The sequence below is a fragment of the Agrobacterium larrymoorei genome, from assembly GCF_013322225.1.
In the GTDB taxonomy this organism is placed as follows: domain Bacteria; phylum Pseudomonadota; class Alphaproteobacteria; order Rhizobiales; family Rhizobiaceae; genus Agrobacterium; species Agrobacterium larrymoorei_A.
Genome location: NZ_JAAMFB010000003.1, coordinates 109023 through 124341, shown reverse-complemented (window position 1 = coordinate 124341; position 15319 = coordinate 109023). Strand labels below are relative to the sequence as shown.

Below are 15319 nucleotides of genomic sequence, written 5' to 3'. Positions count from 1 at the left end.
TCGCCGCACAGCAGGCAGGGGGCCTGAGGACGGGTTCGTTTTCAAGAGCTCGACCCGCAAAAAGGCAATGATGCCGAAAGCGGTCGCGAAATGCTTGGATGAGCGCGCAGCTTGACGTAAGCTGGTATACGCAAATCACTGAAAAAGGAAAAATTCCATGAGTGTGCGTGTATCTGGTAAACATATGGATGTGGGCGAGTCTTTCCGTCAAAAGATTGAGGACAATATCAGCCTGGCTGTTACCAAATACTTTGATGGAGGGTATTCTGGTCAGGTGACTGTGACCAAGTCCAGTCAACGTTACGCTTCCGATTGCAAGATCCATCTCGATACCGGGATCGTTCTGCATGCGGCAGGCGAGGCGAATGACCCGCAGGCAAGTTTCGATGCAGCGGCAGAGCGCATCGAAAAGCGTCTGCGCCGTTATAAGCGGAAGTTGAAGGATCATCATAACGGCGCTTCCGCCAACGGCATTAACGAGGAGTTTCCTTATGCGGTGGTGGGTGCCGTTCCCGATGAGGAAGATGAAGTACCGGAAGATTTCGCACCCACCATCGTGGCCGAAACTTCCAAGCAGGTAAGAACGATGACGGTTGCAAGCGCGGTCATGGCTCTCGATATGACAGATGAGCCTGTCCTGGTGTTCCGCAGCCCATCGAAGGAACTAAACATCGTCTATCGTCGCAACGATGGCAACATCGGCTGGATCGACGCGGCGACGATCAAGAACTGAAACGTCTGAAAAGACCCGGAGAGCGCTCGGTTGGGCGCTCTCCGGCTCGTCTCGATGGCATGAAGGAAAAAAGAGAATGGCATTGGCAGATTTGCTGCAACAGGATGCGATTATTCCCGCTCTAAAAGTCAATTCCAAGAAGCAACTCCTCCAGGAACTGGCAGCCAAGGCATCCCGCATTACCGGCGTGCCTGAGCGCGAAGTATTCGACGTCATCTTGCAGCGCGAACGGCTCGGTTCCACCGGCGTCGGTCACGGCATTGCCATTCCCCATGGAAAGCTTGGCAGCATTTCCACCATCACCGGTGTCTTCGCCCGCCTTGAAACGCCCGTCGATTTCGAAGCGCTGGACGACCAGCCCGTCGATCTCGTCTTTCTTCTGCTTGCACCAGAAGGTGCCGGAGCCGACCACCTGAAGGCACTGTCAAGAATTGCCCGCGTCCTGCGCGATCCTGAGTTGGTAGCCAAGCTGCGCGCCACGGATTCCGACACGGCGATTTATACGTTCCTCAATCAGGAACAGGCAAACGCGGCCTGATTATGGCTGCATGGCAAAGGTGTCGCCGTGGCAGATGATGAAACCCATCAGACCCATGGCGTGACCGCCGATCACCTCCCCGTTTTCGCGGACGCGCTGAAACAGCGGCTTGCCTTTCCCTTGGCTTGGTCGAGACAGACCGGTAACCTTTCCGCGTGGAAGAAGACAGCCCGGGCAAAGTTCTGGGAACTGACGCTCCAGAGCCCCGATGAGACCGCGTTCAATCCTGAACTCATCGATGAGATGGATCGCGGCAGCTACACCGCCCGCAAGGTTGCTTTCAACATCACGCAGGACAGCCGTGTTTTTGCGCTAGTTCTGGTTCCGAAAGGCGACGGCCCTTTCCCGGCAGCTGTCTTTTATCACGATCACGGCTCCCGCTTTGACATCGGCAAGGAAAAGCTGATCGAGACATGGGGTGACGATGCGAAGCTGCGATCATCGCAGGAATGGGCGGCCAAGTTCTTCTCAGGTCGTTTCCCCGGCGATGAACTTGCGCGGCGTGGCTACGTGGTGCTGGCGGTGGATGCGCTCGGGTGGGGAGATCGCGGCCCGCTGACTTACGAGGGCCAGCAAGCACTCGCCGCAAACTTCGCCAATATGGGAAGCTCACTTGCCGGACTAATGGCGCTCGAAGACACCCGCGCCGCCGCATTCCTTTCGACGTTGCCACAGGTGGACCCTGCCCGCGTCGCCGCCATCGGCTTTTCCATGGGCGCATTCCGGGCTTGGCAGGCAGCGGCGCTCAGCGACGCCATCAAGGCAACCGTCGCCGTCAACTGGATGGCAACCGCGAACGGTCTGATGGTGCCGGGAAACAACCAGCTCCGCGGCGGCTCGGCATGGCACATGATCCATCCCGGACTCATTCAGGTGATGGACTACCCCGATGTTGCAAGCCTTGCAGCGCCCAATCCGATGCTGATTTTCGCGGGAAGCGAAGATGCGCTTTTTCCAGCGCCGTCAGTGGAGGAAGCTTTCGGCAAGATGCAGAGCGTGTGGAATGCGTGGGGTGCAGCTGATCGCTTCGAGAGCAAATTCTGGCCGTGTGGCCATGTGTTTGAGGCGGCGCAGCAGGATTATGCGTTCGACTGGCTGGATGGGTGGTTTGGGAGGTGAGCGCATCCGAAACGCAGCATTACCCCTCACCAAGAAAACCTATGACTTCGCGTTGCGAAGATCGAGGTTTTCTATCCTCTCCCGCAGGGGGAGAGGAAAAGACCGCACCGCTTCGATGCCAAATAACTGTAGAAAAAGCTGTGAGGGTGCGGCTGGGTTTATCTCTCCCCCTGTGGGAGAGAAAGCAATTTCAACATCTTAGCGTCAGCTAAGTGTTAAAAATTGCAAGTGAGGGGTCCGATACCCGCCCACTAACCTCTCAAGCATCCTTCTCATTCAAGCCGCTTGTGCCCGGCTCTGCGGCAGCAGGCGCTTCAGCTTTCGGGCCGCCCTTGGCAACACCGACCATAGCAGGGCGCAGAACGCGGTCGCCGATGGTGAAACCGGCCTGAACCACCTGCACGACCGTATTGTTAGGCACTGCCGTATTCGGAATTTCGAACATGGCCTGATGGAAGTTCGGGTCGAACTTTTCGCCTTCGGCGTCAATCTTGCGCACGCCGTGGCGCTCCAGCGCTGACAGCATTGAGCGCTCGGTCATGTCCACGCCTTCGATCAGGGCCTTGATATTGGCCTCAGCGCCCGCCTTGACGTCTTCGGGAATGGTTTCCAGTGCGCGGCGAAGATTGTCGGACACGGCCAGCATGTCGCGCGCGAAGCCTGCAACGGAATAAGACTTGGCGTCCTTCACATCGCGTTCGGTACGGCGACGCAAATTGTCCATCTCGGCAGCAAGCCGCAGGAATTTATCGCGAAGATCGGCGTTTTCGGCTTTCAGTACGTCAACCGGATCGGGTTCGGCCTGCTCAGGCACCGCATTTTCCGCCGTCGCAGCCTCGATCGCCTCATCGGCAACGCCCGCATCAGGTCCGGTCTTGTTGGTGTCATCAGTCATGACTGTCTCCAGATTTATATGTATCGCTAAGCTTGTGTTCGGGGTTGCGCCCGATATCGAGCTTTGCCAGACAAAAATCAAGGCTTGCAGGCAAAAGCAGCGATTTTTCGATAATGAGAAGTTTAACGCCGCTTGCCAGAAAGTCGGGCAATGATCTGCGCGGTATAATCCACCATCGGCACTATACGGGAGTAGTTAAGCCGAGTTGGCCCTATGACGCCGACCGCACCGACGATACGGTTCTCTTCATCCTTGTAAGGCGCCACGATCAGCGACGAGCCGGACAGCGAAAACAACTTGTTTTCCGAACCGATGAAAATCCTGACCCCCGATCCGGTCTCTGCCAGATTGAGAATTTCGATGAGGTTTTCCTTACGCTCCAGATCGTCGAAGAGCAGCCGAACGCGGTCGATATCTTCTTCGCCTGCCAGCCCCTCCAGAAGATTGGACCGCCCGCGCACTATCAGGCGACCGAGCTTGCCTTCCTCGTTATCGCCGGACCAGACAGCCAAACCCCGCTCTACCAGATCCTGCGCCAGCGTGCTGAGTGCGCTGTGAAGCTCGCTCTTCTGGCGCGATATCTGGCTGCGCAGTTCGGGCAGGGTTTGTCCGGAAAGATGCGCGTTGATGAAATTCGCCGCTTCCGTCAGCTGCGAGGACGTTATACCGGCTGGCAATTCGATAATGCGGTTTTCGACCTGATTATGATCGCCGACCAGAATGGCCAGTCCCTTGGTCGGCTCCAATCGAATGAATTCCACATGCTTCAGCACGGTGTCGTTCTTGGCGGTCAGCACCAGCCCCGCTCCCCGCGACATGCCCGAAAGCATGCTGCTTGCCTCGTTGAGCAAGCCTTCCAGCGATTGCTCACGTCCCGGGAGCGGCGCAATCTGCCGGTCGATGTTGGCGCGCTCGGCTTCCGGCAGCTCGCCCACCTGCATGAAGGCATCCACGAAGAAGCGCAGGCCCGTCTGCGTGGGCAGGCGCCCGGCGCTCACATGCGGCGAATAGATCAGCCCCAGCTCTTCCAGATCGCTCATCACATTACGCACGGAAGCGGGCGAAAGAGACATGGGCAGCAAACGCGATAGATTGCGCGAACCGAGCGGTTCGCCCCTGTCTAGATAACCTTCCACGATGCGCCGGAATATCTCACGTGAGCGATCATCCAGAAGCGCTCCCGGCTCTTTACCGATGGGGGGAGTGATGCTCATGCCGCCCGTTCTTCCTAACCTGTTTAATACACCGAATATAATCACTTCGGTTTGCAAGTAAAAACGGAAATTCGCCTTGGCAGTGGCTCAATCCGCTTTTCCTTTGCAAAACCATCATCGGGACCTTAGAAGGCAGGAATAAACACGGAGACAAACAAGATGCGGCCTTCAGGCAGAAAAACCGACCAGATGCGCAAGGTTTCCTTCGAGCGCAATTTTTCCAAACATGCCGAAGGCTCCTGTCTGGTAAAGTTCGGGGATACGCATGTTCTCGTCACCGCAAGCCTTGAAGAAAAGACGCCGCCATGGTTGCGTAACAGCGGCAAGGGCTGGGTGACAGCCGAATACGGCATGTTGCCGCGCTCTACCCACGAGCGTATGAAGCGCGAAGCGTCTTCCGGCAAGCAGGGTGGACGCACGCAGGAAATCCAGCGTCTCATCGGCCGCTCTTTGCGTGCGGTCGTCGATCTTCAGGCGCTGGGCGAACGCCAGATCAGCATCGACTGCGATGTCATTCAGGCAGACGGCGGCACTCGTACCGCCTCCATTACCGGCGCATGGATTGCCCTGCACGATTGCCTGAAGTGGATGGAAGGCCGCAACATGATCAAGGTCGAGAAGGTTCTGAAAGACCACATCGCCGCGATTTCATGCGGCATTTTCGCTTCGCAGCCAGTTATCGACCTGGATTACCTCGAAGACTCCTCGGCAGAAACCGACGCCAACTTCGTCATCACCGGCTCAGGCGGCATCGTTGAAATTCAGGGAACTGCCGAGGGCAAGCCGTTCTCGGAAGAGGAATTCCTGACGCTGCTCGGCCTTGCCAAGACCGGCTGCGCAGAACTGGTCGAGATGCAGAAGCAGGCGATTGCCTGAGGATAGACACCATGCGCAAGCTCGATACCAGAACCATCGTTGTTGCCAGCCATAACAAGGGCAAGATTGCCGAGATTGCCGATCTGATCAGCCCATTCGGCTTTTCCGCCAAGTCGGCTGCCGAACTGAACTTCGAAGAGCCGGATGAAACCGGCACGACCTTCGAGGAAAATGCGGCCATCAAGGCGCTGGCTTCGGCCAGGGCTTCCGGTCTGCCCGCGCTCTCCGACGACAGCGGTCTGGTCATCGATGCGCTGGATGGCGCACCCGGCGTCTACACCGCCAACTGGGCGGAAACGGAAGACGGCACCCGCGATTTCGACATGGCGATGAAGAAGGTCGAAGACGCGCTTCAGGAACGCGGCGCGACCGATCCCAAGGCCCGCACCGCCCGTTTCGTCAGCGTGTTGTGCCTTGCATGGCCGGATGGTCATACGGAATTTTTCCGGGGCGAAATCGAAGGCACCGTCGCATGGCCGCCACGCGGCACCAGCGGCTTCGGTTACGATCCCGTCTTCCAGCCGGAAGGTTACGAAACCACCTTCGGCGAGATGACCTCAGACGAGAAGCATGGCTGGAAGCCCGGCGACGCATTCGCTCTGTCCCACCGCGCCCGCGCCTTCAAGAAATTCGTAGAAGCCTGTCTTACTCCATGATGACCGACCTTGGGAGCAGGTTCTCCCCTGCCCCCAATGACACGATGTTGCCGGACACGGGCGATCCGGGTTTTGGCATTTATGTGCATTGGCCCTTCTGCGCGGCCAAATGCCCCTATTGCGATTTCAACAGCCATGTCCGCCACCAGCCGGTGGATCAGGACCGTTTCGTCGCCGCCTTCCTGCGGGAGATGGAAACGATGCGGCAGCTCTCCGGCGCAAAGGTCGTCACTAGCATCTTCATGGGCGGCGGCACGCCATCATTGATGGACCCGCAGACAGTCGGCGCCATTCTGGATGGCATTGCCCGCTTCTGGCATGTGCCGGATGGTATCGAAATCACCATGGAAGCCAATCCTTCCAGCGTCGAGGCGACACGTTTTCGTGGCTACCGGGCCGCTGGCGTCAACCGCGTGTCGATGGGCGTGCAGGCGCTCAACGACAAAGACCTGAAGTTCCTCGGTCGTCTGCATGATGTGGCCGATGCGCTGAAAGCCATCAAGCTTGCCCGCGAAATATTCCCGCGCATGTCCTTCGACCTCATCTATGCCCGCCCGAACCAGACGGTGGAGGAGTGGGAAAAAGAGCTTGAGGAAGCGATTTCCTATGCGGTCGATCACCTCTCGCTCTATCAGCTGACCATCGAGGAAGGCACCGCCTTTTTCGGCCTGCACAAGGCGGGCAAGCTGATCGTGCCGGATGGCGAACAGTCAGCGGTGCTTTACGAGGCGACGCAGGACATCACTGCGCGCCACGGCATGCCCGCTTACGAGGTTTCCAACCACGCCGTTCCCGGCGCAGAAAGCCGCCATAACCTCACCTACTGGCGTTATGGCGATTACGTAGGCATCGGCCCCGGAGCACATGGCCGCATCACCAAAGGCGGCTCAAAACTCGCCACCGCCACCGAGCGCCACCCGGAAACATGGCTGCAAGCCGTGGAGCGTGACGGCCACGGCATGGTGGATCAGGAAGTTTTAGGCGTGGACGAACAGGCAGACGAACTGCTGCTGATGGGCTTGCGTCTTCGCGAAGGCGTTGACCTCGCCCGCTGGAGCAACCTTTCCGGCCGCGATCTAGACCCGGACCGCGAAGCCTTTTTACTGGAACACGGCTTCGTCGAGCGACTAGGAAACTCCCGCCTGCGCTGCACGCCATCGGGTATGTTGATATTGGACTCGGTGGTTGCCGATCTGGCGTGAAACGCGCAGACGACGACAAAAGTTACTCTGGGACGGCTGACTCCTCGTGCTCCTTAGCCCTTCTTGCATTCTCGGCGCTCTCTTGGCGCAACGGGCGCCCAATTGGACAAATATCCTGCACGAAACCGGTCAAGCTATTAGCCAGCGTATCAGGAATCTGTCGGTAATAGACGTACTTGCCTCGTTTTTCCGACGAGACGAGACCTGCATGCTCAAGTAATTGCAGATGCTGGGATATAGACGGTTTGGACATGTCGAAACGTGCAGCAATATCACCCGCGTTCATTTCTTGGTGGGCGACATAGGCCAGAATCTTGCGACGTACCGGAGAGGCCAAAGCCTCAAAGATCAACTGAATGGACATGGAACTTTCTACCATTAATCATTTAGACAATCAACTAACTGTTGACAGCGATACAATTCGTTGATTACCTAAATGTATAAATGAGGAATGGGGTTTGATATGAACATTCAATCGAAATGGGTATTCAATTGTGCGCCACATCACATCTGGCCGCATTTCCTGCACGCGAGAATGGACACGTCGAAGCCGCTTCTGTTTCGTCTTGGCGTTCCAAAACCCGTGAGTTGCAAGGTTCTTGAAGGGGAAGGTGCGGTCGGAAACACGCGCCAGTGTACGACCGATCGCGGTACGATCGATCAAACTATTCTCGATTATCAATCCAACCGGCGGCTCCGCTATAGGATGATAGATAGCAATGTCTGGTGCAAGAACTGGATCGGCTATCTTGAGGACGAATTTGTTCTCGTCCCGCCCGGTGAAAATATCACAATTTTGAAGCGACACAGCACATTTTCCACACGCGGACCGTTTACATTCATGAAGACGCTGGCGCTTTGGTTGGCTTTGAAGCAAGCCCATCGATATGCTTCACGAAACTGGCGTCGACTCGGCTATGCCTCCGCCCATAACAAGGAGGCCTGAGCATGCACCTGACCCAATCTACGCAGAAGGCTGGCCGAATGCTGTACGCTCTTGAAATCCTCGTCTTCGCCCTCCCTTTCTACCTGACTTACGGTATGCTGGCCTTTATCGCCGTTCCCTATGCAGGCTTGTTGATTATGGTGAGTCCAGTTTGGATTTCAGCTTATCTGCTTGATGCGAATGGCGAGATCGAGCCAGTATTGCTTGTAAGCTTCATGGTTATTTTTGCTGCGGCACTCTCAGTAAGTGGGTCTGTAGCGCTGTGGAAACTTGGAAAACTCTCACGCATTTATTTGTTCAAAGGACCAGAAGAGCTATCGAGGCATCGAAAGGATTTCGTTAAAGGGTTTATGTGGGGCCTGGCCCCACTCGTTTTTACCACTATTTGCATGGGGGCAATTGCTGTTAGTGACGTTGGTTGGCAAGGTCTTCCCTTTGCGGCAATCGGTGGCGGTACACTTCTGATACCAGTTACCCATCTGTGGATTGCAATCCGCAGACAGCGGAATGAGGCCTTGGCAGGCGAAGCTAGTTTGACGCCTTCCTAGATTAAAAAGCGTAGTACAGACGACGTCGAAATTGTGGAATTCCAGCATGAATCTTATCGAAGAGCGCGTAGAAATGGCGCGGGCAGGCAAGAACCCGTTTGTCATCTCCCGCATGACCTCCGGTTGGCTCGTGATCGGCGATGTGCAGCCTCTCCCCGGCTATTGCCTGTTGCTCGCAGACCCGGTTGTTCCAAGCCTCAACCATCTGACACCGCAGGGCCGTGTAGCCTTTCTCGCCGACATGGCGCTCGTGGGTGATGCGCTTCTCGATGTGACCGGATGCGACCGTGTGAACTATGAAATCTGGGGGAATGCCGAGCCCGCCCTTCACGCCCACATCATGCCGAGATACGCGTCCGAAGCTGCGGAAAAGCGCCATCGTCCTGCTTGCATGGGATATTCCTGGGGAGACGCGCCCAAATCATCCAGCCAAGAGTATGTGGAACTGATAGCGAAGCTCCGGCAAACCATCGTCAATCTTCAGTCACGCAAGCAGGATGAGGCCCATGGGTGACATCATAATAGTGCCGCTTTCAGAGCATCCGCACCAGGTTGAACACTTGGTCGAAATGCTACACGCTGAATGGGGAGCGCTTGCCGCTTGGAGTGATCAGGTTACGTTGTCAAAAGAGATAAGCGCGCGATTGCAGACGGGTACACCGCCTCTCACCCTTATCGCTTTACATGGAAACAGGCTTGTGGGCAGCATCAGTATCACGTTGAACGAGCTTTCCGATTATCCAGAGGCGGGATTCTGGATCGGCGATGTAATAGTCGCCACCGACCAGCGAGGCAAAGGTATCGGCACGTTGATGATGCACGCCACTATCGCCTATGCCTCCACCATCGGCATTACCGAACTCCATCTCTACACACCCGATCAGGAAGACTATTACCGTAAACTCGGGTGGCAGACGATTGGACGCGACCATGCCAACGGTGAGGATAATGTGGTCATGAGGCGCGCGGTTCGTTAAAGCGTTTTCTTTTTAAATGAAAAAGCTGCAAGCGCCCGCGCGGCGACGAGATCGTTTAAGTGGAATTGAAATCACAATAGAAGGCGCAAACCTTGCAACGAGGCTGGCAAGCGCTTTCATCTTACCCAATCAAAAAACGGTCAGGTTGCCCTGACCGTTTTCTTTTTTACGCATTATTCTCGTTGATCAGGCGCTTCAAGAGCTCCACCTCATGGCCGAGCTTCGTGTCGCCGCCGATCAGTTCCTCGATCTTGCGCACGGCATGCAATACCGTTGTGTGATCGCGCCCGCCGAAGCGGCGGCCGATTTCCGGGAAGGAGCGTGGGGTCAGCATCTTCGAGAGATACATGGCCACCTGGCGCGGCTTGACGATGACGCGGGTGCGGCGGTTGGAGACCAGTTCCTGGCGCGAGACATTATAATGTCTGGCGACGATGCGCTGAATATCCTCGATGCGAACGCGCTTTGCTTCACCGGCACCGACGAGATGCGCCAGCAACTCGTCCACGCGCTCGACCGAGAGGTTCGGCTCGAAGGAGCGGCGGAAGATCAGCTGGTTGAAAGCACCTTCAAGTTCACGACCGCTGGCGGTAATGCTGCGGGCAACATGCGATACGATCTCTTCGGAAATCTCGAAGCTCGGATCTTCCTGACGGGCCGTCGCGATGCGCTGGGTCAGCATTTCGTGGCGCATGTCGTAGTCCGGGCCTTCGATTTCGATGGCCATGCCGCCCTGAAGACGCGAACGAACGCGCGGGTCGAGCGATTCCAGTTCCCATGGTGCACGATCCGCGGCCACGACCACCTGCTTTGCGCTGTCGAGCAGCATGTTCAGGAGATGGCAGAATTCATGCTGGATCATCTTGCCCTGCAGAAACTGCATGTCGTCGATGACCAGGAGGTCGATGTTGCGTAGCGTGTCTTTCAGCGTCAGCGCATCATTGTCTCGGATCGCGGTTGCGAAGCGCCACATGAAATATTCAGCTGTCAGGTAAACCACACGCGGGTTGCGCGGGCTGTCGATTGCCGCATTGGCAATCGCCTGCAGAAGATGCGTCTTGCCGAGGCCTACACCCGCATGGATGAAGAGCGGGTTGAAACGCACGGCGCCAGCACCTGCCTCCGCAATGGTCTTTGCAGCCGCGAGCGCTACGCGGTTGGACGCGCCTTCGACAAAGGTGTCAAAGGTGAAGCGGCTGTCGAGCGGAGAGCCGAACAGCGGGCCGGAGCCGGAATGACGCTGTGTCGATGATGCAGAGACCGGCGCGCTCGCTGTCTGCATGGCAGTTGCGGGCTGCGGCGGGAGGAACGGCTTTGCCCTTTGCGCGGATGTGCCATTGTCCTGGCTCACCGGCTGCGCACGCTCTTCCGACTGTACCGGGCGAACCGGGCGGCTTGCGGAACGCACAAGTATCTCAACCTTGAGAACATCGGCATCCTCGCTCTGTACGAGCGTCGTGATGAGATCGATGTAACGGTTGTTGATCCAGGATTTCAGAAACGTCGTCGGAACCGTAAAGCGCACCACGCTCTTCGACACCGAATGGAGCTTCAGCCGGGCGAACCAGCTTGCGTAAACTTCCGGACCGACCTGTGCCTTCAGCCGCGCGCTAAAACGTTCAAACAGCGCGTCGTGCTTCATGTCCGGTTTGTCTCCTGCCGCATCATTGCAAACTGCATCGCATGCTTTCGGTGCGCGGTCCCCGTGAGCCACCGCACCCATCGCCAAATTCAATTGCATTATTGCCGCCTTTCAAATTGCCAATCATAGCCTGACAGAACCAAAAGGCTCCGCCAGAGATACCCCTCGTTATTCCCCTTATTGGATGGCTTCCTCGAAAAACCATCCTGAAGCATAGCTTCTACCGCGAGCCGGTTATCCCACTTCCCTCTCCATCATGGAGAGGCCTGCTACTCATACGCCATTACTCTCACGCCACAACCTGAACACTCAACCTTCTAAGACACGGAACAGCGCTCCCGCAACCAGCCAAAGTTGCAGCCAAACACACTCCGTTACCTGAAAAAACGAGTCCGAGAAGAACCCGTCCGCAAGGAGCTTACGCCTTTCGAACTTTAGATCGATATAGCTTGTGGATAGAAATCCGCGCCCCTTGTCGAGATGCATTTAGGCAGGAACGGATGAGGAGATCAATGGCGTTTTTTCTGCAAAAACGAAGAACGGCCATTGACTCGTCAGGGTCGTTTTGCATCTCGGACTCACGCGAATGGAGAATCTCTTATGAATCAATAGGATTCAATTTCGGGGTATTTTTGTGGCGCTATTTGAGCGAAAAATAAAAAATCGCTTGACTCGAAACTACGCTGCCCTTCCGTACCGGAAGGAAATGTCTTTTTGAAACACCTCTTGCAACTCATTGATTTATAATAATTTTTCTCGTCACAACATTGACGTCTAAATGTCATGCTAAGCAACAAGATGTTAACAGGGCGTTAGAATCAGAAAAAGCCCGGACTAAAGACCAGGCTTTTTCATAATAAATTTGGATTAGCCGGATTAGGCAGACAGGGCCCGTACGCGCTGTGCAAGACGGGATACCTTGCGGTCAGCCGTGTTGCCGTGCAGAACGCCGCGGGTTGCTGCGCGCTGGATCTCCGGCTGTGCAGCCTTGAGAGCTTCCGTTGCGACTGCCAGATCACCCGTTGCGATGGCCTCTTCGACCTTGCGAATAAAACCGCGAACGCGCGAACGGCGAGCCTTGTTGACTGCGGTGCGGCGAGCGATCTTTCGAGTCGCCTTTTTCGCCGAAGTTGTATTGGCCATGTATGCCTCTCTTCGAATTCAAACCAAAATCCGCAACCACAGGATCGGGTCTTTCGAAGACCTCAGGTTCCAAAGAGTGCGGGAGCAATTGGGACAAGCCGGATGACTTTCCCTAACCGTGGGCGGGCATATAACCCTAAAGCCGCTGCCCGTCAACGCGTTTTCAGCAAAAAGCGCTGAGATTCCGAGTCTTCAGCGATTCTGAAAAACCGGCTTCCGCTTCTCGATAAAGGCCGCCATGCCTTCTTTCTGGTCTTGCGTCGCAAACAGCGCCTGAAACAGGCGACGCTCGAAACGCAGCCCCTCTGACAGCGGCACCTCGAAGGAACGCTCGACGCTCTCCTTGGCCGTCAGCACGGAGGCACGCGAGAGCGAGGCAATCACGGTCGCCGCTTCAACGGCTTCGTCCATCAGGCGCTCCACCGGCACGATGCGCGAAACGAGCCCAGCCCTCTCTGCCTCTGCCGCGTCCATCTTGCGGCCTGTCAGCACCAGATCCATCGCCTTCGCCTTGCCGACGGCCCGCGTCAGCCGCTGGGAGCCGCCCATGCCGGGAATGACGCCGAGGGTAATCTCCGGCTGGCCGAACTTTGCCGTCTCCGATGCGATGATAAAGTCGCACATCATGGCAAGTTCGCAGCCGCCGCCGAGAGCAAAGCCGGAAACCGCTGCGATAACCGGCTTGCGGGTTTTCGCCACATCGTCCCAGCCGCCGAGAAAATCGCCCAGATAGGCATCGACGAAATCGAGCGTGCTCATTTCCTTGATATCGGCGCCCGCAGCAAAAGCCTTTTCCGAACCGGTGATGACGATGGCGCCGATGGAGTCATCTGTCGAGAATGACGCCAGTATATGCTGAAGCTCCTTCAGCAGCATGGAATTAAGCGCATTCAGCGCCTTTGGCCGGTTTAGCGTGATAATGCCAACCTCGTCGCGTTTCTCAACGATCAGCGTTTCATAATCCATGGCGCGGCTACCTCCCCTTATTTCTGACAGGCCGCGCAATAGAATGTCGAGCGACCGGCTTGCGTGATGCGCTCGACCGTACCGCTACAGTCCGGCGTGGGGCAAGCATGACCTTCGCGATCGTAGACGGAAAAGGAGTGCTGAAAATAGCCGAGCGAGCCGTCCGTCTGGATATGATCGCGCAGCGACGACCCGCCAGCGGCGATCGCATCCGCGATCACTTCACGTATTTTCTGTGTCAGTTCGGTCAATACGGCCTTCGGCTTGCCCGTATTCGTCACCAACGTTCCAGCGGCGCGCAGGGGTGAGAGATGCGCGCGCCACATCGCCTCGCATACATAGATATTGCCAAGCCCTGCAATCACCTTCTGGTCCAGCAGCGTAGATTTCAGAGGCTGCGTCTTGCCTTCGAACCGGCGCGCCAGATAGTCCGCACTCAGTTCGTTTCCTGTCGGCTCCGGTCCAAGCTCTGAGAAAGCCGGGTAGAGATCGATATCGGCACGCCGCACCAGATGCATGAAGCCGAAGCGGCGCGGGTCATTATAGATGATGCGCATCACCTGCCCCGCCTTCTCTAGATGAAAGACGACATGGACATGCTTGCCATCCTTGGAGCGCGCGTAATGAAACTCACCGGGCGTCTCAGCGCCCTCACCTGAGCTTTCGATGCGGAAGGAACCGGACATGCCCAGATGCGAAACGATGGTCAGGCCATTGTCCAGCTCGATCAGCAGATATTTCGCACGCCGCCCCAGCGAAACAATCTCCTGCCCTTCCACCAGCTCGGCAAATCCTTCTGGAAAGGGAAAGCGCAGGTCCGGTCGCGTCAGTTCCAGCTTCATGACGCGGGAGCCCTCCATGGTCGGCGCAAGGCCACGTCGCACGGTTTCCACTTCGGGCAGTTCAGGCATGGCGTTTATCCCACATGTTTATTGCGGTGCACTTTCAATGCGTCGCACTTGTGATCTAAAGTGTGCAGGCATACATGTCGCATGCACTTGCTGCGGCAACAGATAGCGTTGCATCCGCCTTTCCGCTATGGTCCGCACCGCAATTAATGATGGAGACCGATCATGACCGAAGCCCGCACCACAGCCGATGGCGGCATGGAAACCTCCTATGGCTTCCAACAGGTCAATGAAGGCCAGAAGCAGGGCATGGTCAACGAGGTGTTCCACAAGGTCGCCAAGCGCTACGACATCATGAACGATGTCATGTCGGCGGGTCTGCACCGGCTCTGGAAGGACGCGATGATCGCTTCGCTTTCGCCGCGCAAGGATCCGTCCTATAAGGTACTGGACGTCGCGGGCGGCACCGGCGATATCGCGTTTCGCATCGTCGAAGCCTCCAACAGGCTGGCCCACGCCACCGTTCTGGATATCAACGGCTCCATGCTGGGCGTGGGTGAGGAGCGCGCAGCCAAGAAAAAGCTGACAGAAAACCTGACCTTCGTGGAAGCCAACGCCGAAGAATTGCCGTTCGAGGCAAACAGCTTCGACGCCTATACGATTGCTTTTGGCATTCGCAATGTGCCGCGCATCGATGTGGCGCTGTCGGAAGCGTACCGCGTGCTCAAGCGCGGCGGGCGCCTGCTGGTGCTGGAGTTTTCCGAAGTGGAAATGCCGCTTCTGGACAAGGTTTACGATGCCTGGTCCTTCAACGCCATTCCGCAGTTCGGCAAGATGATTACGGGTGAGGCGGAACCCTATCAGTATCTGGTGGAATCCATTCGCAAATTTCCAAAGCAGGATGATTTCGCGGCCATGATCCGCAGCGCTGGCTTCTCTCGCGTCAGCTACACCAACTACACCGGCGGCATCGCTGCGCTGCATTCCGGCTGGAAACTGTAATCGATGGCATTTTC

General features: G+C 56.7%; 18 protein-coding genes. 11 read left to right on the top strand and 7 right to left on the bottom strand.

Features of this window, described 5'->3' with window-relative positions; genetic code table 11:
- Positions 1-157 precede the first annotated feature (157 nt).
- The 3 genes from hpf (at position 158) to G6L28_RS01020 (ending at position 2390) form a co-directional block, all read left to right on the top strand.
- A complete protein-coding gene (hpf, locus tag G6L28_RS01030) occupies positions 158-733 on the top strand; it encodes a ribosome hibernation-promoting factor, HPF/YfiA family (protein WP_174061916.1) in 576 nt (191 codons plus the stop codon).
- Positions 734-809: 76 nt separating this feature from the next.
- The gene (gene ptsN / locus G6L28_RS01025; RefSeq protein ID WP_174061915.1) at positions 810-1271 is read left to right on the top strand and encodes a PTS IIA-like nitrogen regulatory protein PtsN; all 462 of its coding nucleotides are present in this window, start codon (positions 810-812) and stop codon (positions 1269-1271) included.
- 27 nt (positions 1272-1298) lie between these two features.
- The gene (locus tag G6L28_RS01020) at positions 1299-2390 is read left to right on the top strand and encodes an alpha/beta hydrolase family protein (RefSeq protein WP_202033483.1); all 1092 of its coding nucleotides are present in this window, start codon (positions 1299-1301) and stop codon (positions 2388-2390) included.
- Positions 2391-2649: 259 nt separating this feature from the next.
- Here G6L28_RS01020 and grpE read toward each other — a convergent pair whose 3' ends face one another.
- A complete protein-coding gene (gene grpE, locus G6L28_RS01015; RefSeq protein ID WP_174061914.1) occupies positions 2650-3285 on the bottom strand; it encodes a nucleotide exchange factor GrpE in 636 nt (211 codons plus the stop codon).
- A gap of 122 nt (positions 3286-3407) precedes the next feature.
- Positions 3408-4499: a heat-inducible transcriptional repressor HrcA gene (hrcA, locus tag G6L28_RS01010; RefSeq protein ID WP_174061913.1), complete on the bottom strand. Its 1092-nt coding sequence runs from the start codon at positions 4497-4499 to the stop codon at positions 3408-3410.
- Between the two features lie 159 nt (positions 4500-4658).
- Here hrcA and rph point away from each other — a divergent pair, with 159 nt between their 5' ends.
- Genes rph through hemW form a run of 3 tightly spaced genes read left to right on the top strand, consistent with a single transcriptional unit; the run spans position 4659 to position 7233 of the window.
- Positions 4659-5375: a ribonuclease PH gene (gene rph / locus G6L28_RS01005; protein ID WP_174061912.1), complete on the top strand. Its 717-nt coding sequence runs from the start codon at positions 4659-4661 to the stop codon at positions 5373-5375.
- Positions 5376-5386: 11 nt separating this feature from the next.
- Positions 5387-6031 (top strand): RdgB/HAM1 family non-canonical purine NTP pyrophosphatase, encoded by a 645-nt coding sequence (rdgB, locus tag G6L28_RS01000; protein ID WP_174061911.1) that lies wholly within the window; start codon positions 5387-5389, stop codon positions 6029-6031.
- Positions 6031-7233, top strand: a complete 1203-nt coding sequence (gene hemW / locus G6L28_RS00995) for a radical SAM family heme chaperone HemW (protein ID WP_174062028.1) — start codon at positions 6031-6033, stop codon at positions 7231-7233. The genes rdgB and hemW overlap by 1 nt, the downstream gene beginning before the upstream one ends.
- Positions 7234-7255: 22 nt before the next feature.
- Here hemW and G6L28_RS00990 read toward each other — a convergent pair whose 3' ends face one another.
- The gene (locus tag G6L28_RS00990) at positions 7256-7597 is read right to left on the bottom strand and encodes a metalloregulator ArsR/SmtB family transcription factor (protein WP_234902420.1); all 342 of its coding nucleotides are present in this window, start codon (positions 7595-7597) and stop codon (positions 7256-7258) included.
- A gap of 87 nt (positions 7598-7684) precedes the next feature.
- Between G6L28_RS00990 and G6L28_RS00985 the strand changes: the two genes are divergently transcribed.
- Genes G6L28_RS00985 through G6L28_RS00970 form a run of 4 tightly spaced genes read left to right on the top strand, consistent with a single transcriptional unit; the run spans position 7685 to position 9704 of the window.
- The gene (locus tag G6L28_RS00985; protein ID WP_202033481.1) at positions 7685-8179 is read left to right on the top strand and encodes a hypothetical protein; all 495 of its coding nucleotides are present in this window, start codon (positions 7685-7687) and stop codon (positions 8177-8179) included.
- Positions 8180-8181: 2 nt separating this feature from the next.
- Positions 8182-8727, top strand: a complete 546-nt coding sequence (locus G6L28_RS00980; protein ID WP_174061910.1) for a hypothetical protein — start codon at positions 8182-8184, stop codon at positions 8725-8727.
- 46 nt (positions 8728-8773) lie between these two features.
- Entirely contained in the window at positions 8774-9241 is a 468-nt protein-coding gene (locus G6L28_RS00975) for an HIT family protein (protein WP_174061909.1), read from the top strand.
- Positions 9234-9704 carry a GNAT family N-acetyltransferase gene (locus tag G6L28_RS00970; protein WP_174061908.1) on the top strand — a complete coding sequence of 157 codons (471 nt, stop codon included), beginning with the start codon at positions 9234-9236 and terminating at the stop codon, positions 9702-9704. The genes G6L28_RS00975 and G6L28_RS00970 overlap by 8 nt, the downstream gene beginning before the upstream one ends.
- A 166-nt stretch (positions 9705-9870) precedes the next feature.
- Here G6L28_RS00970 and dnaA read toward each other — a convergent pair whose 3' ends face one another.
- The 4 genes from dnaA to mutM form a co-directional block, all read right to left on the bottom strand.
- Complete coding sequence (gene dnaA, locus G6L28_RS00965; protein ID WP_234902426.1) at positions 9871-11346, bottom strand: chromosomal replication initiator protein DnaA; 1476 nt, start codon at positions 11344-11346, stop codon at positions 9871-9873.
- Positions 11347-12222: 876 nt separating this feature from the next.
- A complete protein-coding gene (gene rpsT, locus G6L28_RS00960; protein WP_174061906.1) occupies positions 12223-12489 on the bottom strand; it encodes a 30S ribosomal protein S20 in 267 nt (88 codons plus the stop codon).
- 192 nt (positions 12490-12681) lie between these two features.
- The gene (locus tag G6L28_RS00955) at positions 12682-13455 is read right to left on the bottom strand and encodes an enoyl-CoA hydratase (RefSeq protein ID WP_174061905.1); all 774 of its coding nucleotides are present in this window, start codon (positions 13453-13455) and stop codon (positions 12682-12684) included.
- A 17-nt stretch (positions 13456-13472) separates the two neighbouring features.
- A complete protein-coding gene (mutM, locus tag G6L28_RS00950) occupies positions 13473-14366 on the bottom strand; it encodes a bifunctional DNA-formamidopyrimidine glycosylase/DNA-(apurinic or apyrimidinic site) lyase (RefSeq protein ID WP_174061904.1) in 894 nt (297 codons plus the stop codon).
- A gap of 162 nt (positions 14367-14528) precedes the next feature.
- On the opposite strand from mutM, the gene ubiE reads away from it, so the two are divergent.
- Positions 14529-15305 (top strand): bifunctional demethylmenaquinone methyltransferase/2-methoxy-6-polyprenyl-1,4-benzoquinol methylase UbiE, encoded by a 777-nt coding sequence (gene ubiE, locus G6L28_RS00945; protein ID WP_174061903.1) that lies wholly within the window; start codon positions 14529-14531, stop codon positions 15303-15305.
- Positions 15306-15319: the final 14 nt, after the last annotated feature.

Excerpts from the sequence above, each read along its gene's own strand:
- hpf (WP_174061916.1), top strand. The coding sequence starts at position 158 with ATGAGTGTGCGTGTATCTGGTAAACATATGGATGTGGGCGAGTCTTTC.
- ptsN (WP_174061915.1), top strand. The coding sequence starts at position 810 with ATGGCATTGGCAGATTTGCTGCAACAGGATGCGATTATTCCCGCTCTA.
- grpE (WP_174061914.1), bottom strand. The coding sequence starts at position 3,285 with ATGACTGATGACACCAACAAGACCGGACCTGATGCGGGCGTTGCCGAT.
- hrcA (WP_174061913.1), bottom strand. The coding sequence starts at position 4,499 with ATGAGCATCACTCCCCCCATCGGTAAAGAGCCGGGAGCGCTTCTGGAT.
- rph (WP_174061912.1), top strand. The coding sequence starts at position 4,659 with ATGCGGCCTTCAGGCAGAAAAACCGACCAGATGCGCAAGGTTTCCTTC.
- rdgB (WP_174061911.1), top strand. The coding sequence starts at position 5,387 with ATGCGCAAGCTCGATACCAGAACCATCGTTGTTGCCAGCCATAACAAG.
- hemW (WP_174062028.1), top strand. The coding sequence starts at position 6,031 with ATGACCGACCTTGGGAGCAGGTTCTCCCCTGCCCCCAATGACACGATG.
- G6L28_RS00990 (WP_234902420.1), bottom strand. The coding sequence starts at position 7,597 with ATGTCCATTCAGTTGATCTTTGAGGCTTTGGCCTCTCCGGTACGTCGC.
- G6L28_RS00985 (WP_202033481.1), top strand. The coding sequence starts at position 7,685 with ATGGGGTTTGATATGAACATTCAATCGAAATGGGTATTCAATTGTGCG.
- G6L28_RS00980 (WP_174061910.1), top strand. The coding sequence starts at position 8,182 with ATGCACCTGACCCAATCTACGCAGAAGGCTGGCCGAATGCTGTACGCT.
- G6L28_RS00975 (WP_174061909.1), top strand. The coding sequence starts at position 8,774 with ATGAATCTTATCGAAGAGCGCGTAGAAATGGCGCGGGCAGGCAAGAAC.
- G6L28_RS00970 (WP_174061908.1), top strand. The coding sequence starts at position 9,234 with ATGGGTGACATCATAATAGTGCCGCTTTCAGAGCATCCGCACCAGGTT.
- dnaA (WP_234902426.1), bottom strand. The coding sequence starts at position 11,346 with ATGAAGCACGACGCGCTGTTTGAACGTTTTAGCGCGCGGCTGAAGGCA.
- rpsT (WP_174061906.1), bottom strand. The coding sequence starts at position 12,489 with ATGGCCAATACAACTTCGGCGAAAAAGGCGACTCGAAAGATCGCTCGC.
- G6L28_RS00955 (WP_174061905.1), bottom strand. The coding sequence starts at position 13,455 with ATGGATTATGAAACGCTGATCGTTGAGAAACGCGACGAGGTTGGCATT.
- mutM (WP_174061904.1), bottom strand. The coding sequence starts at position 14,366 with ATGCCTGAACTGCCCGAAGTGGAAACCGTGCGACGTGGCCTTGCGCCG.
- ubiE (WP_174061903.1), top strand. The coding sequence starts at position 14,529 with ATGACCGAAGCCCGCACCACAGCCGATGGCGGCATGGAAACCTCCTAT.